Annotated in this window: 23 protein-coding genes; 16 read left to right on the top strand and 7 right to left on the bottom strand. The window is 46.3% G+C overall.

All coding sequences use genetic code 11. The features are described 5' to 3' along the window. The first annotated feature begins 164 nt into the window (after positions 1-164). From G4D54_14645 to G4D54_14595, 11 genes are all read left to right on the top strand, one after another. Entirely contained in the window at positions 165-1,748 is a 1,584-nt protein-coding gene (locus G4D54_14645; GenBank protein QJA03595.1) for a ClC family H(+)/Cl(-) exchange transporter, read from the top strand. Between the two features lie 176 nt (positions 1,749-1,924). Then, complete coding sequence (locus G4D54_14640) at positions 1,925-2,959, top strand: GrpB family protein (GenBank protein ID QJA03594.1); 1,035 nt, start codon at positions 1,925-1,927, stop codon at positions 2,957-2,959. Between the two features lie 194 nt (positions 2,960-3,153). Continuing rightward, positions 3,154-3,585: a division/cell wall cluster transcriptional repressor MraZ gene (gene mraZ / locus G4D54_14635; protein ID QJA03593.1), complete on the top strand. Its 432-nt coding sequence runs from the start codon at positions 3,154-3,156 to the stop codon at positions 3,583-3,585. Continuing rightward, on the top strand, positions 3,582-4,517 hold the full coding sequence (gene rsmH, locus G4D54_14630) for a 16S rRNA (cytosine(1402)-N(4))-methyltransferase RsmH (GenBank protein ID QJA03592.1): 936 nt from the start codon (positions 3,582-3,584) through the stop codon (positions 4,515-4,517). The genes mraZ and rsmH overlap by 4 nt, the downstream gene beginning before the upstream one ends. After that, entirely contained in the window at positions 4,517-4,834 is a 318-nt protein-coding gene (locus tag G4D54_14625) for a cell division protein FtsL (protein QJA03591.1), read from the top strand. Before rsmH ends, G4D54_14625 begins: the two co-directional genes overlap by 1 nt. 15 nt (positions 4,835-4,849) lie before the next feature. Continuing rightward, complete coding sequence (locus tag G4D54_14620; GenBank protein ID QJA03590.1) at positions 4,850-7,018, top strand: penicillin-binding protein; 2,169 nt, start codon at positions 4,850-4,852, stop codon at positions 7,016-7,018. A 49-nt stretch (positions 7,019-7,067) separates the two neighbouring features. Beyond that, on the top strand, positions 7,068-9,236 hold the full coding sequence (locus G4D54_14615; protein QJA03589.1) for a penicillin-binding protein: 2,169 nt from the start codon (positions 7,068-7,070) through the stop codon (positions 9,234-9,236). Between the two features lie 539 nt (positions 9,237-9,775). Beyond that, positions 9,776-10,444 carry a response regulator transcription factor gene (locus tag G4D54_14610; GenBank protein QJA03588.1) on the top strand — a complete coding sequence of 223 codons (669 nt, stop codon included), beginning with the start codon at positions 9,776-9,778 and terminating at the stop codon, positions 10,442-10,444. Further along, positions 10,441-11,448, top strand: coding sequence for a HAMP domain-containing histidine kinase (locus tag G4D54_14605; protein ID QJA03587.1), 1,008 nt, complete (start codon positions 10,441-10,443; stop codon positions 11,446-11,448). Before G4D54_14610 ends, G4D54_14605 begins: the two co-directional genes overlap by 4 nt. An 85-nt stretch (positions 11,449-11,533) precedes the next feature. Then, positions 11,534-12,283: an ABC transporter ATP-binding protein gene (locus tag G4D54_14600; GenBank protein ID QJA03586.1), complete on the top strand. Its 750-nt coding sequence runs from the start codon at positions 11,534-11,536 to the stop codon at positions 12,281-12,283. Position 12,284: 1 nt separating this feature from the next. Continuing rightward, the gene (locus tag G4D54_14595) at positions 12,285-14,189 is read left to right on the top strand and encodes an ABC transporter permease (GenBank protein ID QJA03585.1); all 1,905 of its coding nucleotides are present in this window, start codon (positions 12,285-12,287) and stop codon (positions 14,187-14,189) included. A 608-nt stretch (positions 14,190-14,797) separates the two neighbouring features. Here G4D54_14595 and G4D54_14590 read toward each other — a convergent pair. From G4D54_14590 to G4D54_14580, 3 genes are all read right to left on the bottom strand, one after another. After that, a complete protein-coding gene (locus G4D54_14590; GenBank protein QJA05208.1) occupies positions 14,798-15,037 on the bottom strand; it encodes a hypothetical protein in 240 nt (79 codons plus the stop codon). A 337-nt stretch (positions 15,038-15,374) separates the two neighbouring features. Continuing rightward, positions 15,375-15,575, bottom strand: coding sequence for a hypothetical protein (locus G4D54_14585; GenBank protein ID QJA03584.1), 201 nt, complete (start codon positions 15,573-15,575; stop codon positions 15,375-15,377). After that, positions 15,572-16,462 (bottom strand): MerR family transcriptional regulator, encoded by an 891-nt coding sequence (locus tag G4D54_14580; GenBank protein ID QJA03583.1) that lies wholly within the window; start codon positions 16,460-16,462, stop codon positions 15,572-15,574. Before G4D54_14580 ends, G4D54_14585 begins: the two co-directional genes overlap by 4 nt. 229 nt (positions 16,463-16,691) lie before the next feature. Between G4D54_14580 and G4D54_14575 the strand changes: the two genes are divergently transcribed. From G4D54_14575 to G4D54_14555, 5 genes are all read left to right on the top strand, one after another. Next, entirely contained in the window at positions 16,692-18,611 is a 1,920-nt protein-coding gene (locus tag G4D54_14575) for a stage V sporulation protein D (protein ID QJA03582.1), read from the top strand. After that, entirely contained in the window at positions 18,559-20,019 is a 1,461-nt protein-coding gene (locus G4D54_14570) for a UDP-N-acetylmuramoyl-L-alanyl-D-glutamate--2,6-diaminopimelate ligase (GenBank protein ID QJA03581.1), read from the top strand. The genes G4D54_14575 and G4D54_14570 overlap by 53 nt, the downstream gene beginning before the upstream one ends. Beyond that, positions 20,010-20,972 carry a phospho-N-acetylmuramoyl-pentapeptide-transferase gene (locus G4D54_14565; GenBank protein ID QJA03580.1) on the top strand — a complete coding sequence of 321 codons (963 nt, stop codon included), beginning with the start codon at positions 20,010-20,012 and terminating at the stop codon, positions 20,970-20,972. The genes G4D54_14570 and G4D54_14565 overlap by 10 nt, the downstream gene beginning before the upstream one ends. Position 20,973: 1 nt before the next feature. Further along, positions 20,974-22,287 (top strand): UDP-N-acetylmuramoyl-L-alanine--D-glutamate ligase, encoded by a 1,314-nt coding sequence (gene murD / locus G4D54_14560; protein ID QJA03579.1) that lies wholly within the window; start codon positions 20,974-20,976, stop codon positions 22,285-22,287. Positions 22,288-22,442: 155 nt separating this feature from the next. Further along, complete coding sequence (locus tag G4D54_14555) at positions 22,443-23,315, top strand: undecaprenyl-diphosphate phosphatase (protein ID QJA03578.1); 873 nt, start codon at positions 22,443-22,445, stop codon at positions 23,313-23,315. A 282-nt stretch (positions 23,316-23,597) separates the two neighbouring features. On the opposite strand, the gene G4D54_14550 is transcribed toward G4D54_14555, so the two are convergent. The 4 genes from G4D54_14550 to trpS form a co-directional block, all read right to left on the bottom strand. After that, a complete protein-coding gene (locus G4D54_14550; GenBank protein ID QJA05207.1) occupies positions 23,598-23,939 on the bottom strand; it encodes an ASCH domain-containing protein in 342 nt (113 codons plus the stop codon). A 116-nt stretch (positions 23,940-24,055) separates the two neighbouring features. Beyond that, positions 24,056-24,541, bottom strand: a complete 486-nt coding sequence (locus G4D54_14545; protein QJA03577.1) for a GNAT family N-acetyltransferase — start codon at positions 24,539-24,541, stop codon at positions 24,056-24,058. Positions 24,542-24,591: 50 nt separating this feature from the next. Further along, on the bottom strand, positions 24,592-25,305 hold the full coding sequence (locus G4D54_14540; GenBank protein ID QJA03576.1) for an AAA family ATPase: 714 nt from the start codon (positions 25,303-25,305) through the stop codon (positions 24,592-24,594). Positions 25,306-25,441: 136 nt separating this feature from the next. Then, positions 25,442-26,428, bottom strand: a complete 987-nt coding sequence (gene trpS / locus G4D54_14535) for a tryptophan--tRNA ligase (protein QJA03575.1) — start codon at positions 26,426-26,428, stop codon at positions 25,442-25,444. Between the last annotated feature and the right edge of the window lie 171 nt (positions 26,429-26,599).

Here is a 26,599-nt window from a genome sequence, read left to right as displayed (position 1 = left end):
CCTGTTTTTCTTCGCCCTTATAAAAGAGCATTGACTCGTAAATTGCACCTGTACAGGCTGAACGGTGTGACTGCTGAACGGCTTCGGCTGTATAAGAATCGTGTAGCAACGGGAAGTGATTTGTAAAAGGGAGATACGAATGCTATAATTTTAGAGAAAGAAGGATGAGATTTGTGAAAGAGAGAAAACATGGAAGTACGCTTCATATTCTGCATAGTGCAGGAAATTTTAAATACGTATTGATTGGGGAAGGGCTTGCGGCCGGTCTTTGTGCCGGTCTGATTGCCGTGCTGTATCGCATCATTCTGGGCTACGCGGAGGATTTTGTTGCGGCTGCGGTTGCATTTATCCGCACCGACTGGACGCATATCGTGTTGTGGTTTGCTTTTCTGCTCATACTGGGATTTCTGGTTGCGCAGCTCTTGAAGGCGGAGCCGTTGATCTCCGGTAGCGGAATTCCGCAGGTGGAAGGAGAAATCATGTCCTTTATCGACCAGCAGTGGACGCGTGTGCTGCCTGCGAAGGTGATTGGCGGAACGCTGTGTGCCTTCGGCGGTCTGTCTCTGGGAAGGGAAGGCCCCAGCATACAGCTGGGAGCGATGGCAGGAAAAGCGATTGCAAAGCTGTTTCACCGTGTAAAGATGGAAGAGCGTCTGCTTTTGACCTGCGGGGCTGCGGCAGGATTGGCTGCAGCATTTAACGCACCCCTTGCCGGTGTGATGTTTGCACTGGAGGAGATTCATAAAAATTTCAGCGTGTCGGTATTGATTTCCGTCATGTGTGCGAGTGTGAGCGGAGATTTTCTATCCCGCAATGTGTTCGGTCTGGCTCCGGCATTTCATTTTGAAGTCCTGAACACCTTTCCGCTTGGCTATTACTGGATGCTGATTCTGCTGGGAATCGTCTGCGGCTTGTTTGGAGTACTGTATAACAAATCCACGATGAAGGTGCAGGCACTGTTTGCAAAAAGCGGTCTGCAGCATTACGGTGTGATGGTGGCAATGCTGCTGTCCGGTGTGCTTGCCCTGTGTCTGAGCGATGTGCTTGGCAGCGGACATGCGATGATCGAAATGCTCAGTGAGAATCCTGTCATGATGCTTCGCACACTGTTTCTTCTTCTGGCAGTGAAATTTGCGTTCTCCCTTATCAGCTTCGGCTCCGGAGCTCCGGGCGGTATTTTCTTCCCGCTGCTTGTCCTTGGCAGCTTTACCGGGGCAATTTTCGGGAATATCGCCGTACAGGTGTTCGGCTTCTCTGCCGGCTATATGAATAATATTATCATTATGGCGATGGCAGGGGCATTTGCCGCTATCGTTCGCGCACCGATCACCGGAATCATTCTGATAGCAGAGATGAGTGGTACCTTGACGAATCTTCTGCCGCTGGCGGTGGTATCGCTGATCAGCTATCTGTGCGCCAGTCTGTTGAACTGTGAGCCGATTTATGAAAGCCTGCTGCACAATCTCCTTGTGAAAAACGGTGTGAATCTTTCTGCCTTCCATGGAGAGCGCCATCTGGTGGAAGCCGTTGTAGAGCTGGGAAGTCCGGTCTGTGATCAGGCGATATGCGATGTGAAGTGGCCGAATAAGTGCCTGCTGATCAGCATTGAGCGGCAGGGGAAGGAGCTTCTGCCGAAAGGAAGTACTGTGCTGCATACCGGGGATAAGCTAATCGCCTTACTGGATGATGAGGATGCCCCCTATATTCAGCATCAGCTGGAAAAATGCTGCAGCTCAAAGCTGGAATAATGAAGCGTATGGAAGCAGAAGGAATACGGTATACAGCTGGTTCATGAGACAGATGAACAGGAGAACTCCTAAGAAAATCATACAGCTTGTTCCTGTATGCAAGAGAGACATGAAAGCGGCGCAATCTGGAAGCAGGGAAAGACATATGCTTGCGAAGGAAGAAAATGGAGGCGTTTATGAAGCTGGTTTATAAAAATTTTACCATCTGCAGCAAAGCGGAAGGAAGTATTCCTGTATGTGATACAACCTGTGTTCCTCAGCTGCAGGAAAATCTAATGAACAGCACTTTGCAGCTGTATCTGCTGCTGGATACCATTTATGCCGGCTATATGCAGGTGACGCTTCAGTCTGCACGCACGGTGACGATCGCAATGCGGCTGGCGAATATCGGAAAGAATTTTGCACTGCTGCATCGACAGTATGTGTATATGCTGCTGTTCTACGTCCTGTATCGCTGGGATATCGAGCAGGTGATGATGGAGGTGCATGCAAAGGAGCAGCAGCTGCAGGAAAATCTTGTTCAGCTGGGCTTTCAAAGAATCGAATATGAGCAGGAACATCCTGCCATAGCAAAGACCCCTCTTCTGTACCGATTACAGAAGTCTGATTTCAATCGTACAGATAATCAGGATGCAACGGAACTGCAGAAGCTTTCTCTGGAACAGCTCTGGGAACTGTTTCCGATTGTCATACGACCGTATAATGAGCAATATACAGCATGGTATGATGCGCAGCGTCTTCGTCTTCAAAGCCTTCTAAAGGCTTCTATCGTACGAATATCCCATATGGGAAGTACCGCGGTAAAGGGATTGGAGGCGAAGCCCTGTGTGGATATCCTGCTGGAAACGGATACCCGCCATCCGCAGAAGCTGATCAAAACGCTTACACGGGACGGCTGGATCCTGATGTCGAGAAAACAGGAGGAGCAGGGGGAAATCCTATGCTTCAACAAAGGCTACACGGCACTTGGATTTGCGGATAGAGTATTTCATCTGCATGTCCGCTACCCTGCGGCATGGGGAGAGCTTTATTTTTGTGAGTACCTGCGTACGCATGATGCGGTGTGTCGCAAATATGCAGCCTTGAAAAAAGAACTGGCACAGACCTATCGCAGAGATCGGGATGGATATACACAGGCAAAAACAGAATGTATTGAGGAAATAACAAAACTGGCCCGTGCAGAGCTTTCTGATAAATTCATCATCAAGTGAGGAAATAGCAGAGAACGCAGCTTTTGATGCATTTCTTCCATATACGTCACATAACTGGAAAATTAAGGAAAATCCGTCGAAACCGGCAGGATAAAATCCTTAATTTTTTTAATTCTTTATGTACAAAACCATAGCCAGAGGGTATAATGGTGGTATAAAGTAGCAGAAAGTGGTAGATAGTGGAGGTGAAGGGCATGTTCATGGGTGAATACGCACATAATATTGATAAAAAAGGGCGTATCATCATTCCTGCAAAGTTACGAGAGGAGCTGGGAGATCATGTCATCATCACACGCGGGCTGGACGGCTGTCTGGCTGTTTACACAAAAGAGCAGTGGGAGACCATCTATGAGCAGCTGATGAAGCTGCCTTCAACGAAGAAGGATGCCCGTATGTTTGTCCGAATGATGACAAGCAAGGCCGCTGAATGTGAAATTGATGCACAGGGTCGTGTACTGATTCCCTCTCCCCTTGTGAAGCTGGCAGAGCTTGTGAAGGAATGCATGGTGATCGGTGCTGCCAATCATGTGGAAATTTGGTCCAGAGAACGCTGGGAGCCGGTGGATGAGGAAGCAAACGACGCCTTTGAAGACATAGCCGAGAGCTTAACGGAGTTTATGATATGATGAAACACTACAGCGTATTACTGCAGGAGAGCATTGACAATCTGGCAATTCATAGCGATGGAATCTACGTGGATGGTACGCTGGGACGAGGCGGTCACAGCGCGGAAATACTCGCACGGATACCGCAGGGGCATTTATATGCCTTTGACCGTGATGCCTCTGCTATCGAGGAATCCAGGGAACGGCTTGCGCAGATTGGCGATAATGTAACCCTGATACATAGTAATTTTTCAAATCTGAAGCGTGAATTAACAGCACGCGGCGTTACCGGCATCGATGGTATGGTTCTGGATCTGGGCGTATCTTCACCGCAGTTTGATGAAGCACAGCGCGGTTTCAGCTACCGCTTTGATGCACCACTGGATATGCGCATGGATCAGAGCCAGAAGCTCAGTGCCTATCAGGTGGTGAACGAGTGGGAGTACCAGGAGCTAGTACGCATCTTTTTTCAGTTTGGTGAGGAAAGCTTTGCGAAGCAGATTGCCAGAAAAATTGAAAAAGCAAGAGAAGTAAAACCGATTGAAACAACCTTTGCGTTGGTGGATGTCATTAAATCTGCACTGCCTGCGAAGGTGCTGAATAAGAAGGGACACCCGGCAAAAAAGGTGTTTCAGGCAATTCGTATTGCCGTGAATGATGAGCTGGGTGAGCTGCAGCTGGTGCTGCGGGATGCACTGGAGCTTCTCCATGTCGGAGGAAGGCTGTGTGTCATCAGCTTTCAGTCGCTGGAGGATCGGATCGTAAAGGATACCTTTGCCTCCTGCAGCAAGCCGAAGCAATATGATAAGCGCATTCCGATCCTGCCGCAGGATATGGAAGCTGCACCGTATCGGCTTCTCAATAAAAAGCCGATAACCGCTACGGAAGAGGAGCTGAGGGAAAACATGCGCTCTCATTCCGCAAAGCTAAGATGTATAGAAAGGATCAGGTGATGAACATGGCGAAGGCGAAAATAGTGAAAAGAAAAAGAAGACTGCGTATAGAAGGACTTGCGACACTGCTTTTAACACTGTCGATTTTCGGATACTTCGGTGCCAAGTTTGCACTGAAATCCTATAACATAACGCTTCAGCTGAAGGCACAGGAAAGCGAGCAGAAGGCAAACACATTAAAAGAGGACGTGGCAAATCTGGAGGCGGATATCACAAAGCTGGAGGATCGCGACCGCGTACTTGGAATGGCTGAAAAAGAGGGGATCAAAACGAATCAGGACAACGTTGTTGTTGTAGATAAAGATGAAAAGAAATAACAAAGGCGTGATGATATGAACCCGAAAAGAAGTAATCGAACATTAGTATATATGCTGTTGATGATAGGGATCATTGGGGTAGTTATTTTATCCAATGTCCTTTTTACTATGGTGACACAGAAGCATCTGCGTACCGGTACCAATGTAAAGGAATACAAGGATCCCGACATTTCCAGCAGCAATGTCCTGAAGGCAAAGCGCGGTACAATTTATGATCGAAACGGCGAGGTAATTGCGCAGGATGAGGATACCTACAAGCTGATTGCATACCTGAACAAGAATCGTAAGGGAATCGGCAACAAGCCTGCCTATGTGCAGGATATCACCAAGACAGCCAGATTGCTCGCCCCAAAGCTAGGTATGGATGAACAGGATATCGTCGATACGCTGACAAAGGCACAAAAGAACAATCTGTATCAGACAGAGCTTGGGGATAAGGGGAAAAATCTGACCAAGGAGGTAAAGGAGAGTATCGAAGCGCTGGAGCTGCCCGGTATCTCTTTTGAGGAATCGGTAAAGCGGTATTATCCTTCCAGTGTATTTGCATCTCATCTGGTCGGTTATGCGCAATTTGATGAAGAAAAGAATACAATGGTTGGCAAGATGGGGCTGGAGTCTGCGTTGAACGACTATTTAAGCGGTAAAGATGGTCTGGAGGTGTATCAGCAGGATGCAGACGGAAACCTGTTGCCGGGTACCAAATATACGAAGACCTATGCGACGGATGGGAACAATGTCGTTTTAACACTGGATCGCAATGTCCAGCAGACCCTGCAGAATTCACTGGATAAGAGTGTGAAAAAAACAGCAGGCGGAGTCCGTGGCTGGGGCATTGTCATGGAGGTGGAAACAGGGAAAATTCTCGGTTGGGCATCCTCTCCTTCCTTTGATTTGAATAAACGGGATATGAAGGATTACATAGACCTTCCATCAGGCTATCTGTATGAACCGGGGTCTGTTATGAAAGGCATTACGTATTCTGCGGCCATCGACAGCGGCAAGTATCCGTATAATGAGACCTTTGATTCCGGAGCCTTCCATTTCGTGGAGGACTCCAAGGGGAAAATCTATCGAACAAGTAATTCGGATTTAACTATATATGATGCATTGGGTAAGAATCACGGCACGGTTACCTTTGATAAGGGCTTTGTATTGTCCAGCAACATTGGAATCTGTGAGCTTTTGACAAAGTATATGGATCCCTCAATCTATAAGGAATATCTTGATAAATTTGGTTTTTTGAAGCCGGTGAATTCGCCATTCTTAAATAATAGAGGAGGTACGATGTCCTTTAATTATGCATCGGAGAAGCTCTCCACCGGCTTTGGACAGGCAATCAATGTTAATGCCCTGCAGATGGTACAGGCATATTCCGCAATCTTCAATGATGGGAAAATGGTGGAGCCGTTTGTTGTCGACCGTATTGAAAATGCGAATGGCAAGATTGTAAAGCAGTATGACACAACGATAGCAGGTCAGCCGATTTCAGAGAAAACAAGCAAGTATATGCAAAAGCTGATGAAACGGGTCGTATATGATAAGGATGGTACGGCAGCTCCCTATAAAATGAATGATGTGGAAATCATTGCCAAGACAGGAACCGGCGAGGTTGCGGGGAAAAACGGCTATGACGGCAGCTTGTACACCAACTCTGTCATGATGGCGGCACCGGCGGATGATCCGAAGGTCATGGTGTATTATGCATTTCAGGCAAGTGATATTCTCAGCTATGACAGAGAGCCGATGAAGGAAGTCATGCGCTCTGCTCTGGTAGCGGCAAACATCACCAGTGACGGGGAATCGAATAATGGACAGAAAACATATAAGGATTTTAAGCAGTCCGATATGCCTTCTTTATTGAATCATTCTCTTGACTATGCGAAGGAAAAGCTGGAGGGAACCGCAACCAATCAGGTCATCATCGGAAACGGCTCCAGTGTTATCAAGCAGTATCCGGAGGTGGGAGAAACCATTATATCCAATCAGAATGTCTTTATTCTGACAGATGGCTCCAAAATCACCATGCCGGATATGAAAGGCTGGACAAAGAAGGATATCACCGCATTCTGGGAGCTGACGCATATCGAGGTTGAAATGAGCGGTACCGGCAGGGTGACCTCACAGAATATCAAAACGGGAAAATCAATCAATAAGGATACCGTTATTAAAGTTAAGATGGAATAGTGGAAGTGGCACCTGTTAAGGGGCCATTTCCTGTAAAGGGGGATTGTAGATGAAGAGAAGCAACCGCACACTGGTAATGATGATGATGGCTATGGGATGCATTACGCTGTTCATTTTATCCAATGTTTTATATACCATGACCTCCGCCAGACATTTTCGTACCGGAATGAATGTAAAAGAATATAAGGATGGCGATATCGTAAAAACCGAGGTTTTAAAGGCCAAAAGGGGAAGCATTCTGGACCGCAGCGGAGAAATTCTTGCAAAGGATGAGGACACATATACAATCATTGCTGTTCTCAGCAGGACTAGAAAGGATATCGGTAATCGACCCGCTTATGTACAGGACATTGATAAAACAGCAAGGCTGCTTGCACCCAAGCTCGGTCTGGAGGAGGCCTTTCTTCGTAAAAAGCTGCAGGATGCCAGAGATTCGAATATGTATCAGACCGAATTCGGAGAAAAGGGGAAATATCTTTCCAACAATGTCAAGGAAAGTATAGCTGCCTTAAAGCTGCCGGGCATAGAATTTCAGAGCAGTGTGAAAAGAACCTATCCCAACAGTGTCTTTGCCTCGCATCTGCTTGGCTTTGCACAATATGATGAAGCAAAGAAGAAAATCACCGGTCAAATCGGTCTGGAAGCAGCGCTGGATGAGGAGCTGAGTGGTACCAATGGCAGTAAGGAATATCAGAAGGATGCGGATGGCAATCCACTGCCGGGTACGGAATACACAAAGGCCTATGCGAAGGATGGCGATAATGTCGTATTGACACTGGATCGCAATGTGCAGCAGACCCTGCAGAGCTCGCTGGATAAAAGCGTAAAGAAGACAAGCGGCGGTGTTCGCGGCTGGGGGATCGTCATGGAGGTAAAAACCGGTAAGATTTTGGGCTGGGCTTCCTCACCGTCCTTTAATCTGAACAGCCGGGATGATATTAAGGATTATGTGGATCTCCCCTCTGATTTTTTATATGAGCCGGGGTCTGTCATGAAGGGCATCACCTACGCAGCGGCGGTAGACAGCGGACATTATCCCTATAACAAAACCTTTGACAGTGATGTGTATCATTTTGTGGAGGACAGCAAGGGAAACATCCATCGTACGAATAATGCGAATGATCAGGCAATCTATGATGCCGAGCGATACAAGCACGGGACGATCAGTTTTGACAAGGGCTTTGTGTTATCGAGCAACATCGGTATCTGTGAGCTACTGGCAAGCTATATGGAGCCATCGATCTATAAGGAATATCTTGAAAAATTCGGCTTTCTGAAATCGGTGGATACCCCTTATCTCAGCAATAAGCCCGGAGAAATGCAGTTTACCTATGCATTGGAAAAGCTTTCCACCGGCTTTGGACAGGCAATCAATGTCAATGCTTTACAGATGGCACAGGCGTTTTCTGCTATTTTCAATGACGGCACCATGATGCGGCCCTATGTGGTGGATCGCATCGAGCGTTCCAACGGAACTGTCGTGAAGCAATATGAACCAAAGGTGGTGGGGAAGCCGATTTCAGAAAAAACAAGCACCTATATACAAAAGCTGATGAAGCGGGTTGTGGATGATAAGGATGGAACGGCAAGAATGTACCGGATGGAGGATGTGGATATCATAGCGAAGACCGGTACCGGACAGGTGTATGGCAAGCAAGGCTATGATCGCAGTCTGTATACGAATTCCATCATGATGGCAGCTCCTGCAAAGAATCCCAAGGTGATGGTCTACTATGCATTTCAGGCGAGTGATTATCTGAACTATGACAGAGAACCTGCGAAAGAGGTCATGCGCTCTGCATTGGTCGCAGCCAACATCACTGCCGATAAAGCGTCCCTGAATGAAGAGAAAGCATATAAGGGTTTCAGAGAAACGCAAATGCCCGTACTGAGAAACCATTCACTTTCCTATGCATTGGATAAGCTGAAGGACACGCATACGGAGCAGATCATCATCGGGGATGGCAGTGAGGTTATGGAACAGTTTCCACAGCCAAAGGAAACCATCATTTCAAATCAGAGAGTATTCCTTCTCAGTAATGGCGGCCGCTTAACGATGCCGGATATGACAGGCTGGACGAAAAAGGACATCACCGCATTCTGGAAGCTGACACATATCGCTGTGGAAATGGATGGAACCGGAATGGTTGCTTCGCAGAATATAAAAGCAGGAAAGGCGATCAATAAGGATACTGTGATTCAGGTGATAATGAAATAATGCGATTGCCAAAGAGCGGATAGCGGCGGATACAGGATGAAAGCAGGGAATACACAATGCCTCCCGATAAAGCAGGGAAAATGTAATATGGAATAAGACTTTACAATCCTATAAAGTGATTATGATAGCAGGAGTGCATACTTGGGACAGCGAGTCATGAAACTTGGATGAATAAGAGGATGATACAAAGCGAATGCTTGTCATCTTCTTTTTTTATACATTCCCGATGATGCTTTACAGCCTGATAGGAAATTCACCTTTTCTTTTTTTTACTGTTATACGTACTTTAGAAGGCGGATAGAAGCTGATAGATGTGCTGTTCTTCTTTTTTCATCAGCTGCACGTGCAAAATATAAAGACGAGATACCGGTGGAATTGCTCGCTGAAGGGATGTGAAGCTCCTGAAAATACGACCTTACACAGCATGGCAGCACTGCGGTATTTACCGGTTACATGACAAAACTGATAGATACCTGATCGTGTTCTTCAGGTATAATAAAGAAAAGAAAATACGCTAAAGAAGAGAAAGAAGGAATCGTATGAAAATTCTGATAGCCGAGGATGATGAGGTATTGGCAAGAGAAATACAAATGGCCTGCACACGCTGGGGCTTTACCGTGGATACCGTGCAGGATTTCCAGCAAATCGCAGAAACGCTAGCACAGCTGAAGCCGGACCTTCTGTTGCTGGATATCAATCTCCCATACTATGACGGCTTTTACTGGTGTGAAACCATCCGCAGATGTTCCATGCTTCCGATTTTGTTCATATCCAGCAGGGATCAGGATCAGGATAAAATCATGGCGATGATGAGCGGTGGCGATGATTATCTGCAAAAGCCCTTCTCTTTACCCCTTCTGATGGCGAAGCTGCAGGCGCTTTTGCGAAGGAGCTATGAATATGTCGGACATACCGTAATTGTACTGCATGAATCTCTTTGCTACGATCTTGACAAAGGAGTGCTGCAGTATGGTTCACAGGAGATTGTGCTGACCAGGACAGAGCATAAGATTTTGCAGATTCTTGCTCGAAACCGTGGCAGTATCGTAAGCCGTGAGGAGCTGATGATGCAGATTTGGAGTACGGATGAATTTATATCGGATGGCTCCTTGACTACCGGCATTTCACGCTTAAAGGCAAAGCTGCGGTTGTTCAGTGATGAGGATTTGATACAGACACGCAAGAAACAGGGGTATCTGCTGATATGAAGGGCTGGCTGAAGGACAGGCGTTTATGCATTTGTATCCTGTTAGCGGTGCTGATCATTTACCATCTGTATTTTCTCTGGCTTTCCTCTGTAAAAATGGAGCTGTCCGAACTGCTTTATGCGGATTTCATGCTGCTCGTGGTGATCGGAGTGTGTACGGTGTCTGATTGGTATCGATGGATAAAAAAGACAGAAGGTTGGCAAAACGCGATGCAGACAGCCTCCTATGTACTGATTGAGGAGCTGGATGATACCGGAGAACTGCAAACGGTGCTTGCACATAATGAGCAGGAATACCTCAGGGAACAAAAGGAGCATTATATGCAGCAGCAGGAGCTGCAGGACTACATATCCCGCTGGTCGCATGAAATAAAGCTGCCGCTGGCTGCCCTGCGAATGATGAATGAGCGAAATACCGATGCCGCCTTGCAGAAGGATATGCAAAAGCAGCTGGAGAAAATGGAGCGTCAGCTGCATATGATGCTGTGCACCGCCAAAGCCTGGATGCCGGCAGGGGATCGCAGCATTATGAAAATAGAATTGAAAAAAGCCATTCAAAGCGCTGTGAAAAATGCTTCCTATTTTCTGATTCACGAGGGCTTTGAAATTCAAATCGAGGATTCTGTGGATATCCTTGTCCTCAGTGATGAACAATGGCTTGTCTATATGCTGGATCAGCTGATATCCAATGCTGTCAAATACCACAAAGAGCACCCCGTGCTTACCTTTTCCTGTGAAGTAAGGGAATATGCTGTTCTGCACGTTCGAGATAATGGCATCGGAATTCGTCAGGAGGAGCTTTCAGCGGTGTTTGAACGGGGGTATACGGGAAGAAATCAACGCAATGGTGCCTATCGTTCGACGGGGATGGGTCTGTATTTTGTGCGCAAGATTGCAGACCTTCTGGGACATACGGTTACCATCACCTCTCGTGAACAGGACTATACGGATATACAGATTACCTTTTCCCATGACGGCGATTTCTTTCATCTGACAAATTTGTAAGGTTACGTATAAAAACTGTCATCCTGTGGTAAGGATTTTACTATCACGGGCATGGTATGCTTAACCTGTAAGGAGGAATCTGAAGATGAATGAAATCATGAAAATAAGAAATCTGTCGAAAATCTATGGAAAAAAAGAGGTAAGAACGACAGTACTGAATAATCTGTCACTGGATATTGAGGAAGGGGATTTCATCGCGGTCATGGGTCCCAGCGGGGCGGGGAAGAGTACGCTTTTGAATCTGCTGAGTACGATTGACAAGCCGACACAGGGCAGCATTATACTGGATGGACAGGAGCTGACAGCCATTCGCAATGAAAAGCTGGCAAAGCTTCGAAAGGAACACATCGGCTTTATCTTTCAGGATTACAATCTACTGGATAATATGACGCTGATGGACAATATTGCCCTGCCGCTTTCTTTATCAAACGAGAAGGCAAAAAACATACAGCAGCGTGTGCAGGAAATGGCAGGACTGTTTCATCTGGAGGGGCATTTGAAAAAGTATCCGCATCAGCTAAGCGGAGGTCAAAAGCAGCGTGGAGCCGCTGCACGCGCACTGATTCGCAATCCCCGCATTGTGTTTGCGGATGAACCGACGGGTGCACTGGATTCCAAAAGCAGCCGTGAGCTTTTATGCAGCCTGAAGGAAATCAACGAGGAGCGCAATGCGACGATTCTGATGGTCACACACGATGCCTTCAGTGCCAGCTACGCCCGCAAGGTGTTTATGCTGAAGGACGGAGAGATATTTACAACGCTTCATGCGGATGCAGAGCGTTCGGTATTCTATGAGCGCATCCTGCAGCTGCTCGCTTCCATGGGAGGTGACTAACATGCAGATACTGCGTCTGAGTATTGCAAATTTCAAACGCAATATCCGGTTCTATCTGTCCTATATTCTGTCTCTTTCCTTCAGCGCCTTTATCCTGTATGACTTTCTTGCCTTAATGGATTCCGGACTGCTGGAAATCATGGGAAAAAAGAATCAGGAGTTCAGTGATATGATTCTGGTCTCTATGATTGTCGTGCTGCTGTTTTTCGTCTTCTGCTTTCTCTGGTATGCGACCAACGTGTTTTTGAATTTGCGGAAGAAGGAAATGGGGACCTTTATTTTCATGGGACTGGACCAGAAAGAAATCTCCCGTATGTATACGCTGGAAATGCTGTTGGCTGCTTTGAGTGCCGTATTGACCGGTATTGGTGCAGGTGTTGTATTCTTTAAGCTGTTTGCCATGCTGTTTTTTCAGCTGAGTGGTATGGAAGCGGATATTTCCATGCAGTTTTCCTTCGTATCCGCTCTGCAATGTGCCGCAGCCTTTCTCATTTTATATCTGCTACTTGCCATAAAAGGGTATTTTTCTATCATAAAGACAAGCATCAGGGATATGCTGGAGGCAACCCGTCAGCGTGAGGTGGTAAGGGCAACAGGGCTTCGTGCTCTGCTTTCTTCTCTTCTCTTTTCCATCCTGCTGATTGGCGGATACTTCTGTGCTATGCAGATTGGGGAAATGGACAGCTTCAGCTATATGCTGCTTGCTGTTGTTCTGGTCATTGCTGGTGTATACGGCCTGTATCGTTCGCTGTTTCCCTATCTTTTACAGCAGCTTTCTATCAAAAAGGGTTTTCTTTATCGAAAGCAGCGGACATTATGGATCAACAATCTGGTATTTCGTGTAAAGAAAAATTATCGTACCTATGCCATCGTAACCATTATGATGCTGTGCTCCGTCAGTGCTCTGAATGCAGGGCTGGCCTTTAAGCAGCGCTATGACGCCATGGCGGCAGGGGAAGGACAATTCTCCTATATTCTGCTCAATACACAGCCTATTCCGACAAAAGACCTTAACAAAGCCGCAGCGGCTTTTGGAAACATGGAATATCAGGCAGTGCTGCAGGGCTTTCCGTATACCTATGAGGATGAAAACCATCTGATCTATACAGATATGGTGCTTTCCTATACAGACTATGAGACATATTGTAAAAGCATTCATAAACAGGTGTTCGCCAGGGAACCGAAGCCGGGAAACGGTCTTCGTCTATCAAAGAAATATCTGATTTCCATGGCTGATGAGGTAGAGGATATCGTTCCCTTTCCTCGACGCTCTATCCATATTCAGGAAAAGAGTGAGGAGTATTATTTTGGAATCATGCAAAACAATATGAACTTTATCATTCTGAATGATGAGGACTATCAGGCTGTTATCAATGAAAAAACACAATATATGCATATGCAAATGGTGCAGATGGATACCGCCGTCGATATCAAAGAGCTTCGCAAGACATTGGCACCGCTGTGTGATGAACAGATTTCAGCTATGGGGGTCGATCCCGAAAATGATGATCTGGCATTTGTCCGCGTTATGTACGCTGCCTGCGTCTTCATGTTTCTAGTCTTCGTCGTTTCCTGTGGTGGTGTGATCTTTATGAAAACCTGCAACGATGCGGATGATGATTATGGCCGCTGTCAGATTCTGAAAAATATCGGCATATCGAAACAAGACATGAAAAAAGCCATCCACAGGGAATTGGGCTTCACCTATATCATGCCGCTGCTGCTGACAGCTATTTCCAGTGTGTTCATCATTCATGCCATTGAACGGGTTATGCGAACAAAAACACTGCTGCCGATCAATCTTTTAACTCTGGCGGTTGTCTTCCTGTTCGATCTGATGCTGTATCTTATTTCTGTACAGATGTATGAAAAAAGCTGCGGACTTGCGGATGAAAAACAGAGGTAAGGATACGCATGAAAATACAGCTGGAACGGTATACGTAAAAAAGTATTCGGTTAATGCAAGCTGTATATCCAGTGTGCATAATTCAAAGTCAGGATATCCTGTGCATAGAAATTGATAACCTATACTCATAAGGAAAAGTCGTATACAGGGCTGTCTTCAATCTCAAATCGGGCAGCTTGAACAAGGATAGAAAGAGCTTCTTTGGAATAGGGATGTGAAGAATTATGTGTAAGCTTACCATGCAGTTTCGCCATATTCCCACAACCCGTTGACTGGAGCAGGAGCCCCTATACCAAAGGTGCTTCCCAGAGTGTGATTTCTTAACCGTTTGCCTACTTGTGGTATGTATCGAACGAGGATGCCACATGCCTCTTAAGCATGTCCTTATAAAGAAAGTATCCGGAAGATAAAAGCAGAGGATAACATGATCGCGCTGCTTTACTTCTTGCACGCAAAAGGAAGCTTACATAAGCTTCCTTAAAAATAATGGATATCAAATTATCGTAGGGGTACGTCATTTACATGCTTTTCTTTACGAGCACGGTTGTATAACCGGCATTGGAACAACAGCCTCTTTGGTATATCTCATGCGGGTGTCCTGGCTTAGCTTATTTAAAATCCGGAATAAACCATGTAAGGATATCAAAAATTATACCTATGATTCTGCACTGTTTATCACCTTTTATTTTATCTTTTGCCACATATGCTATTTGTTCCATGGTGAATCCTTCCTTTAACAGCTCTGTTACCTCCTCCTCAGTAAATTTTTCTTTTATTAGTTTTTCTTGCTCATCCTTGGCAGCTAATGGCTTTTTTCTTTGTGTTGCTTGTTTGTTATTTCTCACGATTGAGTTTGTTTTCAGCTGAATATACAAGTATCGTTTTCACAGGGAGCAAACACGGTGATCGCCATTAGATTTGCGGTTATAGCAGCTGTTATTTTCATAGTATGCGCCTCCTCGGAATGGTTCTTCTATCACCTATATCATATCATAAAAAACAGGTGATAAAGCTAATTTATTCTTTTTCCTATGCTGCACCAGCTCTGCATTCACTGCCGGTTCTGTCACTGCAATACAACGCATGAAGTTCTGAGAAATGATGTTTGCGTATACCCTTGCGCATCCTTAAGAATGCTTCTTCTCCTCATAATCAGCATCTGCACCGACACGATTCGGATATTCTCTACACATTCTTTTTGTTATTCCAATAGCTGTGTTCCCATGCAGAGGAATCCGCGATATCGTCATCCAGCACAGCCATTTGCATATTGCAGTCTTGCTTGCATACGTTGTTGATTAAACAATTTATAAAAGCCACAGGGCTTTTGTTAGTTCCTGTGGGTTTTATGCATTCCTTTGCCTTTCTCATTGCCTGTTTCTTCATCTCTGTTTTTTTGCCGCATCCTCCTTGTCAAAATAGATGCGCAACGCTTTTCCCATGAATCTGGATGCTCCCTTGCCATAGCGCTGATCCGTCTGCTGTATCAACGCTTCATTGTGCAGGTAGCTGTCAATCAACAGCTTTTGCTGATGCATACCTGGATTACTGCCACAGGCTTCCTCTTCCGGTATCAGATGCTGCATGTCGTAAATGATCTGCTGCACCTGTGCGGATGCGGGGTCACATGTGGTATCCTGCAGCAGCTTCTCCATGAGCTGTTGATTACGTTTTCCATAATCCTGCTGCCTGATATGCTCCAGCTTTTCCATAATCTCTGAAAAATGCTCCAGATTGTACTTCATGGCATCAGTATACGCCGCAGTGCTTCCATAGTATTCAACTGCGGTTTTTGCGATATCCGCTTCATGCTCGCGTATATGGGCGATAATGTCATCAAAGGCGGCAATGCTGCCCCACTGCTGCATGATTTCCTCGGTATGCTCAGCTTTAAATTGCTCCAGCAGCTGCAGGTAGCTCTGCAGCTTAAAATCTTCAAATTCCATACAGGATTCTCCCTTCTCTAATTTATCGAGCAGCGATAGCAGACGATCTAACCGATCCCGCCGCTTGATCAGCAAAGCCTTCTGCTTCTGAAATGCTTCTGCCTGATCGTATTCCTTCTGTGTCATAATGCGTTTGATTTCCTTCAGCGGAAAATCCAGCTCCCGAAAGAGCAGAATCTGCTGCAGGGTTTTCAATGCTTCCTCATCATACAGGCGATAGCCTGCTTCCGTAAGTGTCGTTGGTTTGAATACGCCGATTTCATCATAATATTGCAGGGTCCTGACACTGATGCCTGTCAGCGCTGCGACCTCTTTTACTGTTTTCATGGTACCACTCCTGTCTTCGATACGTAAGTCATTTTACTTTGCGTGCGCCAATGCTTACCATATCTTCTCTTTCATCATACAGTATCACGCAGCGTGAGAGTCAACAAAAAAATATTATTTACTGAGCACTGCTGCAAAAAGGAAATCCTAGGAATGAAGCCAGGGCTTGCGCATGATTTCCATCATAAAACCGGACTTGATTTCATACGATGGATTGAGGTGATCCGGTATGATTCGAGGAAAGGTCAAAACGAGAATATCCACTATCTTTCTCTGCTGCATTCTTATTTTTTGCTGTATACTGGGCAAGCTCGGTTATGAACAGATCTTTCATCATACCGATATTATGGAAAAAGCCCTGAGCCTGTGGGAGCGTGACTTTACCGTAGCGGGTCTGCGCGGTTCCATTCTGGATAAAAACGGAAATGTTCTGGCACATGATATTCCAAGTACATCGGTGATGGTCGTACCTGCCCAGATACAGGATGCCGACAAGACAGCCCAGCAGCTGGCAGATGTATTACAGGCGGATAAGAAAAAAATCCTGTCTACCATCACCAAGCATGTCAGCACCCAGAAGCTGCAGCCGGAGGGACGTTTGATCAGCGATGATAAGGCGCGCAAGCTGGAGGCGATGGATTTACCAGGCGTTTATCTGGTGCAGGATTCCCTGCGCAACTATCCGAATAATAACTATCTTGCACAGGTGCTGGGCTTTACCGGTATCGATAATCAGGGACTGGCAGGTCTGGAGCTGCAGTATAATGATATTTTGTCTGCGAAAAGCGGTGCTTTGAACATCCCGTTTGATGCCAAGGGGCATAATGTTGAATTATATAAGGAAAGCTATGAGGCACCGGGCAGAGGGATGGATGTACAGCTGACCATTGATTCCAATATTCAGGATATCGTGGAGCGGGAGCTGAACAATCTGGTCAAGCGCTATAAGCCGAAATCCGCACTGGCTCTGGCGATGAATCCGAATACCGGGGAAATTCTGGCCATGGTCAGTAAGCCTGACTTCGATCCGAATCATTACAAGGATTATTCCAGTGATGTATATAACCGCAATCTGCCAATCTGGAAGAGCTATGAGCCCGGCTCCACCTTTAAATCCGTAACCTTCGCTTCTGCATTGGAGCTGAAGCTGTTTGATATGTTTAAGGATACGTATTACGACCGCGGCTATGAAATGGTCGGCGGTGCCCGTATCAAATCCTGGAAGGCGGGAGGTCATGGGCAGCAGACCTTCCTGCAGGTGCTGGAAAATTCCTCCAATCCTGGCTTTGTGGAAATATCGAGGCGTATGGGACTGGACAATGAATATGACTTTGTAAAAAAATTCGGCTTCGGTGAAAAAACGGGCATTGATCTGCCCGGAGAAAGCAAGGGCATCATGTTTAAGAAAAGTGCGATGGGAGAGCTGGAACAGGCGACGGTTGCATTTGGACAGGGGCTGAGTGTCACACCGATTCAGCTGGTTACCGCTTTCTCTGCCATCATCAACGGCGGAACCCTGTATACGCCGTATATCACCAAAAGCATCAACGACCCGATTACCCATGATGCAATACTGGAATATAAGCCGACAGCAAAACGCAAGGTGATCAGTGAGGATACCAGCAAGAAGATGCGCTATGCATTGGAAAGCGTTGTCGCCAATGGCGGCGGTAAGCCGGCATATACCGAGGGCTATAAAATCGGTGGTAAGACCGGTACGGCACAGATTGCGGAAAACGGTGTGTATTCCACCAGTAACTACATTCTGTCCTTTCTGAGTGCGGCACCGATTGATGATCCGCAGATCGTGCTGTATATTGCGGCAGACAGTCCGCAGAATGACGTACTATACGGTGGAACGGTCATTGCGCCGGTCGCAAAGGCCTGCTATGAGGATATTCTGCCCTATCTCGGCGTGAAAAAGGCGGAGGAACAGATTCCGAAGAAGCTGGTCTGGCCGGAAACGGAAAATATCAAGGTGCAGGATTTTAGAGGAAAGAAGAAAAAGGATGTAGCGCAGGAGGGTGTCACCTTTACCTTTATCGGCAGCGGCGATACGGTAATGGAACAGATGCCGGAAGCAGGCACCACACTCAGTGCTGAGGGAGGGGAGGTTTGGATTTATCTTGGAAATGATAAGGTTAAATGAGTTGTTTGCACTGCTGCATATCGACTGTGAGGATGCGCGTATCCTGCAGGGAATCAGTGATGATACCCGCGACGTAAAAAAGGACTGGCTCTTTGTCTGCCGCAAAGGAAGCCTGTATGATGGAGCGGCGTTTTTACAGGAGGCGCTGGACAAGGGGGCAGTGGTGCTGTGCGATCAGATGCTGCCTATGCAGCATGTCTACTACACACCGCATGTAGAGCGCATTACACAGGCATTGCTGGAGCTGTACTATGGGGATTTATGTACCCATCTGCATGTGATCGGCATTACGGGAACCAATGGAAAAACAAGCGTTGCCAGCATCATCTCCCAGCTGCTGAAGATGGAAGGATGCCGGGTTCTGCAGATCGGCACCGGGAGTGTCCGCTATCCGGATGAGGTCATTGAAATTCACAACACCACTCCGGGCTGTTTTCAGCTGGCAAACTATTTCAGGAGAGCGCACGATGAGAAGATTACCCATGTTGTCATGGAGGTCAGCTCACATGCCATTGATCAAAACCGCATCAGCTTTCTGCATTTTGATGATATCGTATATACGAATATCACACAGGATCATCTGGATTATCACCTGACCAGAGTGCATTACCGCTATACCAAATTCAAGCTGCGCCGCTATCTGAAGCCACAGGGAACCATTGTGTACAACAGTGACCTCAGCTATATGCAGGAGCTGGTCAACCTTGCCCAGCATGCCTGTATCAGCATCGGTATGCAGGCAGCACATTTTCCGCTGCATGATGTGGAACTTAGTGATCATGACCTTTCCTTTCGCCTGCAGGGCTATGATTTTCATGCCCGTTTGCTGGGTATGGTGAACGTATACAATCTGGCAGAGGCAATTGTGGTTGTCCATCGACTGGGCTTTTCCTATGAGCGCTTGCGTAAGGATTGTGAGAAGCTGCTGCCGGTCAGCGGTCGCATGGAGGTTATGGAGGTTGGCGGATTCACCATCTGGATCGACTATGCACATACTGCAGCCGCGGTCGAAGAGCTGCTGGTCTTTGCCAATTCTGTAAAAAAAGGAAGGATTCTGACCATCTTGGGGTGTGGAGGAGAACGGGATCGCAGCAAGCGTCCTGCCATGGCTGCCATTGCCGCAAAATACAGTGATCTTGCCGTTTTCACGAGTGATAATCCAAGAGGGGAAAGTGTAGACCGTATCCTTGCTGACATGAAATGTGAGAGCTTTCCCAACGCAGCAGTCTTCGAAAATCGCTACTTTGCGATAAAACATACTATCAAAGTAGCACAAAATAGTGATATAATAATAATCGCTGGAAAAGGGAGCGAGGAAACCATCACGGCTTTCGGACACGAATATCCCTTTTCTGATCGATCCTGCGTAAAGGAACGTCTAGCTAAGGAGGAACTACTTTGGAAATAAAATATCTGCTTGCATTCGGAATCAGTCTGGTGGCAACCCTGGTGGTAATGCCGCTGCTCATTCCGTTTCTACATAAAATTAAATTCGGACAGAGCATCCGCAAGGAAGGACCGCAGAGCCATATGGCGAAAACGGGAACCCCGACGATGGGAGGACTGGTATTTGTAAGTGTCCCGATCCTAGTTATGCTGGTTCTGGACTACAAGGCTTTTTTCTCAGGGGAAATGCTGATCTGTGTCCTGGCTTATCTGGGCTATGCCCTCATCGGATTCATTGATGATTTCCTGATCGTCGTGAAAAAGAACAATGACGGTCTGAAACCATCTGTGAAGTTTCTGATGCAGTCCGTGCTGGCGGTCGTATTTTATCTGTTCTACCGCTCCATTGCGGAAACGACGCTGATTCTTCCGGTTGTTCATATTTCACTGGAGCTGGGAATTCTGTATTTTGTACTGATCTTCTTTATGTTCACCTGTGAATCCAATGCCGTCAATCTGACGGATGGTCTGGATGGCCTGTGCGCCGGAACCTCCATCATTGCGATTGCGCCCTTTGTGATATTTGCCCTGCTGCAGGGAAATAAGGATCTGGCAATGCTGCTTTTGGCGGTATGCGGTTCGCTGCTTGGGTATCTGCGCTTTAATGTGCATCCGGCTAAAATCTTTATGGGGGATACCGGCTCCCTGGCAATCGGCGGTCTGCTTGCGGCAAGCGCCATGATTTTAAAGCAGGAGCTGCTGCTGGTAGTGATCGGCGGTGTCTTCGTCATGGAGCTGCTGTCTGTTGTCATTCAGGTAACAAGCTATAAGGCGACAAAGAAGCGAGTGTTTCGGATGGCACCGCTGCATCATCATTTCGAGCTGGGCGGTATGAAGGAAACACAGGTGGTGCTGATGTTCTGGAGCATCGGTGTTGTCCTTGCGGCACTTGGCTTATGGCTGGGGGTAATGTAATATGAAGGAACATGTACTGGTAATTGGAGCCGCAAAAAGCGGTGTTGCGGTCGCAAAGCTGTTACAGCGGCATGGCTTTGATGTTACGATTACGGATATGAATGCGATCCATGAGCTGGATGAGCTGCAGACTCTGGGCATTCATGTGTTTGAAAAGGGACATCCGGAAGAACTAAAGCGCGAGGACTATGCCTTCGTTGTGAAAAATCCGGGGATCAAATACACGGTTCCCTTTGTCCGCTACTTTGTGAAGCACAAGGTGAAGATCCTGACAGAGGTGGAAATCGGCTACCGGTATGCGACAAAATTCAAGTACGGTGCTGTGACGGGGACGAATGGAAAAACCACCATCACCACCATGCTGTATGAAATGCTGAAATATAATCAAAAGGCAATCGTAGCCGGCAACATCGGCTGGCCGCTGAGTGAGCTTGCGCTTGCTTATGAAGCTGAGGAAAAGGATGTCGCTTTGGAGCTGAGTAACTTTCAGCTGCTGGGCATTGAACACTTTGCGCCAAGTGTCAGCGTGGTATGCAACCTCGCACCGGATCATCTGGACTATATGCCGAGTGTGGATTCCTATTATGAAAGCAAAATGCGCATTTATGAGAACTGTACAGAGGATGATTGGTTCCTGCGCAATGTGGATGATGCAACCGTCATGCAGTATGCGCAGCATATTCCATGTAAAGTGATTGATTTTTCCCTGACACGTCAGGATGTTGATTTGTATCGTAAAGACGGTACGGTATATCTGCATGAGCTTGCGCTGTTTGAAGAAAAAAACTTTCATGTCGTCGGCGACTATAATCTGTCCAATGCCATGATTGCATCCTGCATGGCCTATAAGCTGGGCGTATCCGTTTCTGATATTCAAAAGGCGATCGCCGCCTTTTCGCCGGTGGAGCATCGTCTGGAATATATCGGAGAGAAAAACGGTGTAAAATTTTACAATGACTCCAAGGCAACCAATACGCATGCGGTCACTGCGGCATTGAACTCCTTTGATAAAAACATCATTCTGCTTGCCGGCGGGCATGACAAGGGTATCAGCTTTGCGGATTTAAAACAGTATGATGAACGCGTCAAGCTGTGTGTGGCCTTTGGGGAAACCGGAGTGCAGTTTCAGGATATCTTCTCCCGTGTTCAGGTTGTGGAAACCATGCAGGAGGCACTGGATGTGGCAATTGCGAACAGTAAGGAACAGGATATCGTCCTGCTGTCACCGGCCTGCTCGAGCTATGACCAGTTTCCAAACTATGAGGTGCGCGGAACCCTGTTTAAGGAAATGGTAAGAAAGTGGCTGCAGGCATAGGTCTGAAAAAGGAGCTTATGCATACACCCTAGTTGTTTTGGTCCAGAAAAAAGCTTATTTCTTACACAATTGTTATTGTTTTTTCAAGGGGAAAGGTTGTGCTTTACCTCCGCGTGGTTTACAATGGTAAAGAATGAAAAAAAGGAGATTACACTATGTTTCTATTTGATATGATAAAAGCGGTTCTGCTGGGAATCATTCAGGGGATTACGGAATGGCTTCCTGTCAGCAGCACCGGACATATGATTCTGTTCAACAGCTTCTTTCCAATGAGCTCGTCGCTGGCCAAACCGGATACTCCGGAATTTGCATTTTGGGGATTGTTTCTGGTAGTTATCCAGCTGGGGTCCATTCTGGCGGTCTGTGTTTTGTATTTTCATAAGCTGAATCCATTTTCACCAAGAAAATCCATCAGTGAAAAGCGCAATACCTGGGATTTGTGGTTTCATGTGCTGGTAGCGTCCATTCCCGGCATCATCGGTATCTTTCTGAATGACTATGTTGAAAAGTATATGAACAATGCCATTGTTGTGGCAATTGCACTGATCGTATTCGGTATCGGATTTATTGTACTGGAAAGCACCAAGCATCATCCCAAATACCGTAGGGTTGGTGAAATCACCTATCAAACGGCCTTTCTGATTGGTTTGTTCCAGCTGATTGCGGCTCTGGTTCCCGGAACCTCACGGAGTGGGGCAACCATTTTAGGAGCTTCCATACTGGGGTGTTCCCGTTTTGCGGCCAGTGAGTTTTCCTTCTTTATGGCAATTCCTGCCATGGCGGGTGCCAGCGGATTAAAATTCCTAAAATACTTCATGCATTACGGATTCTCCATGAGCGGGGGAAATATTGCACTGCTCGTTGTCGCAAGCATTATCGCATTTGTGATATCCATGTTTGCCATCCGCTTCCTGATGAATTATATCCGCAACCATGATTTCAAAATCTTCGGTTATTATCGAATCGTTGTAGGTGTTGCAGTGCTGATCTGTTACTTCCTCGGCGTATTAAATTTAAGTGCAATTTAATCCAATCGTATACAGGGCAGAGGCTGGTTCAGCTTCTGCCCTGTTTGCTTATGCATAAAGTCTGATATGGCTTGTTACCAGCTCATGCTATTCTCAAACAGAAGCCGTGCAACGATAATGTACATAGAGAAGGATGCTTCTCAAAAGGGTTCTTTCTTACTTTAGTCTGTTTGAAAAAGGGAGAAATCAACTTCTATTGATAAATACAATCGTGTTGATATCTCCCTGTTTAAGTTTACCAGCAATAGAGAAAGAACCCTCAAAAAGACGCATCCCTTTTCTCTATCGCCTGTAGACGACCTCAAAATCCTCGAATACAACCGGCATATCCTCACAAAACGAATAGCCCAAAGCATTTCCTTCCTTTGTGAAAAAGGCACGATGGGTTTTCTGCCACGATTCCAGTGTATCGTCCTCACCCTCCCGCATACACAGCGCGAAGGTTATCTTATGGAAGGGAAGGATCGTAACGGTTGTGGTTTTGATCACACAGAAGGGAGTGCCTGCCCAGTCAATCAGAATATTGAAGTCATTGACCTGCGGCAGCCGTTCATGCTGTATTTCATATGCATAGAGGCTGCTTGCAGTCGCTCTTTTTATGTTATCAAGCACCAGCTTTAGCAGGCTGTCCGCAAGCGTTTGTGTCAGTTCAAAATGAAAGGCTTCCTGATATGTGGTGGTAAAGGGAAGCTTGCGCCTCTTTCAGAAAGGATTCCCAAAATTTCTGTATTTCCATACTGCTATGCTTCCTTTAGCCGCAAAACGGCTACGGTTTCACCGTCACACAGCTCGTTGTTTTCACGAAAGCCTGCTGCATAATACAAGGCACCGGCTGCTGTATTCTCTGCCTCATAGGAAAGCCATACGAACTCTGCTTTACCACAGGGCATCGTTTTTACAAAATCAATGGCAGTCTGCAGCGCCTGCTTGCCTAGTCCTTTTCCCTGCCAGGCTTTATCAATCATAAACCGCCAAATGGAATAATTATTCTGTGCGATCGGCGGATCACTTTCTTCCTGTCGTCCGTAGCCAAACATGACAAAACCAATCAGACTTTCCTCATCGTAGATGCCAAACGGCAAAGCAACACCACCTTCTGTCATCGTTGTATATGCCTGCAGCATGCTCTCTGTATTGGTTGCCACAAAGCTTTGCTGTTCATCATGCACCTTCAGCCAAACAATGGACCAGATATTGCGTTTGTCAACCTTGCGTAGTGTTATCATCAACATCTCCTTTGCTGTATGGTAGCAGCTTGTTTTGTATTCATCGCTTTTTATTTCTCGTTTTCCCGTAACAGCTTGTCGAGCATATACTCACGGTTATTCATAAACATTTCGGTGATCTGATAGGATGCGGTCTGCTCATAGGTGATTTCTTCAATGATTCCATCATCAAAGCTTAAAATCTGTGCATTGGGAATACCAAGCAAAATCGGAGAGTTTGTTGCAATGAGAAACTGTGAGCCCTCCCAAGCCATCGTTGACAGCTGTATCAGCAGGGTCAGCTGGCGCTGTGGGGACAATGCGGCCTCCGGCTCATCCAGTAAAAACAAGCCGATGTCCCGAAAGCTTTGTATAAAGGATAAAAAGCTCTCACCATGGGAACAGGAATGCAGTTCTCTTCCCTGATAGATGGACGCATACTCCTCAGCCTTGGTCGCAAGATTATAAAAACTTTCCGCCCGTAAAAAATAAGAACAGGAGGGCTGACAGAAACCGCGGCTTAAATGAATCCCCTCGTGCAGGGAGGAATGCGTATCCTTTGTATAAAAGCGGTAGTTTTTGGTACCACCCTCCGGATTAAAACCATAAGCAACAGCAATCGCCTCCAGAAGCGTTGATTTGCCGGAGCCGTTTTCTCCTGTAAAAAAGGTAATCTGTTTTTGAAAGATTAGCCGGTCAAAGGAGTGCAGTGCCGCAATATGTTGCGTATAGTCGCTAACAGCATCCCAATCTATTGATACTTCGCGTAGAAATAAGCTATGCATACAACCCCCTCCTTCTATATGTATCATATCATACATTAACAGGAAAACCAGCAAATAAGCTGCTGGAAGAGAAAAGAAGCATTACGGGGAATGCTTCTTATTCGAACAATTGAAAAATTATAAACAATGCGTTTATTTAAAATAACTGGAAACCAACTTTTTTCTTGACCTTCATCAGCTTTTTGTGCGCACTGCGTCTTGCTTTTTCATTTCCTTCTGTAATAACCTTTTCCACCATACCGCTGGAGAGAATCTCTTTGTACTTTGCCTGCAGCTCACTCAGGAAATCAAAGACTGCAGCGCCGACCTCCTTCTTGAAATCGCCATAGCCCTTACCTTTATAGCGCTCAACAATGCTTTCGATGCTTTCCCCATTCAAGGATGATAAGATTGTTAACAGATTGGAAACACCAGGTTGATGTTCGGGGTCATACTGAATGATACCCAATGAATCAGTAACTGCAGACATAATTTTCTTTCGTGCTACTGCCGGTTCATCCAGCAGATCAATGGTACCCTTTGGATTTTCCTCAGATTTGGACATCTTCTTTGTAGGATCCTGCAGGGAATAAATTTTTGCACCTACCTTACTGACAAGCGGTTCCGGAATGATAAAGGTATCACCATAACGGTTGTTGAAGCGCTCTGCCAGATTTCTGGTCAGCTCCACATGCTGCTTCTGATCCAGACCTACCGGTACATAATCCGCATCATACAGCAGGATATCCGCAGCCATCAAAGAAGGATACGTAAACAGTCCTGCGGTAATACCTGTTTCACCCTTTGCGGTCTTATCCTTATACTGTGTCATTCGCTGCAGCTCGCCCATATAGGAATTGCAGGTCATTATCCATCCAAGCTCCGCATGTTCATGCACATCGCTCTGTAAAAAGATCGTAGCTTTTTTTGGATCCAGTCCGGCAGCCAGGTACAGGGCAATTAAATCCTTTGTGTTCTTTTTCAGCTCTGCACGCTCCTGTGGAACCGTGATTGCATGCATATTCGCAATGAAGACATACATTTCATAATCGTCCTGGTAAGCTACGAAATTCCGTATAGCTCCGATATAGTTTCCGAGTGTTAAACGCCCGGTTGGTTTGATGCCGCTTAGCATTCTTTTCATATAAAACACCTCCATAAAATAAAAAAAGTACCATGTAGGGACGCTGACAGCGTGGTACCACCCGACTTATTCCATTGCTTTTCGCACAAGGGAATCACTTGCCTGTAACGTTAAAGGCTTTTACGGTTCCCGCAGGAACATGCTCCAAAGACCCAATTCATTTTACAGGCT

The sequence above is a fragment of the [Clostridium] innocuum genome (assembly GCA_012317185.1).
Lineage (GTDB): Bacteria > Bacillota_I > Bacilli_A > Erysipelotrichales > Erysipelotrichaceae > Clostridium_AQ > Clostridium_AQ innocuum.
Note: the sequence above shows the minus strand (reverse complement) of the source record. Positions and strands in the feature narration are given on the sequence as shown.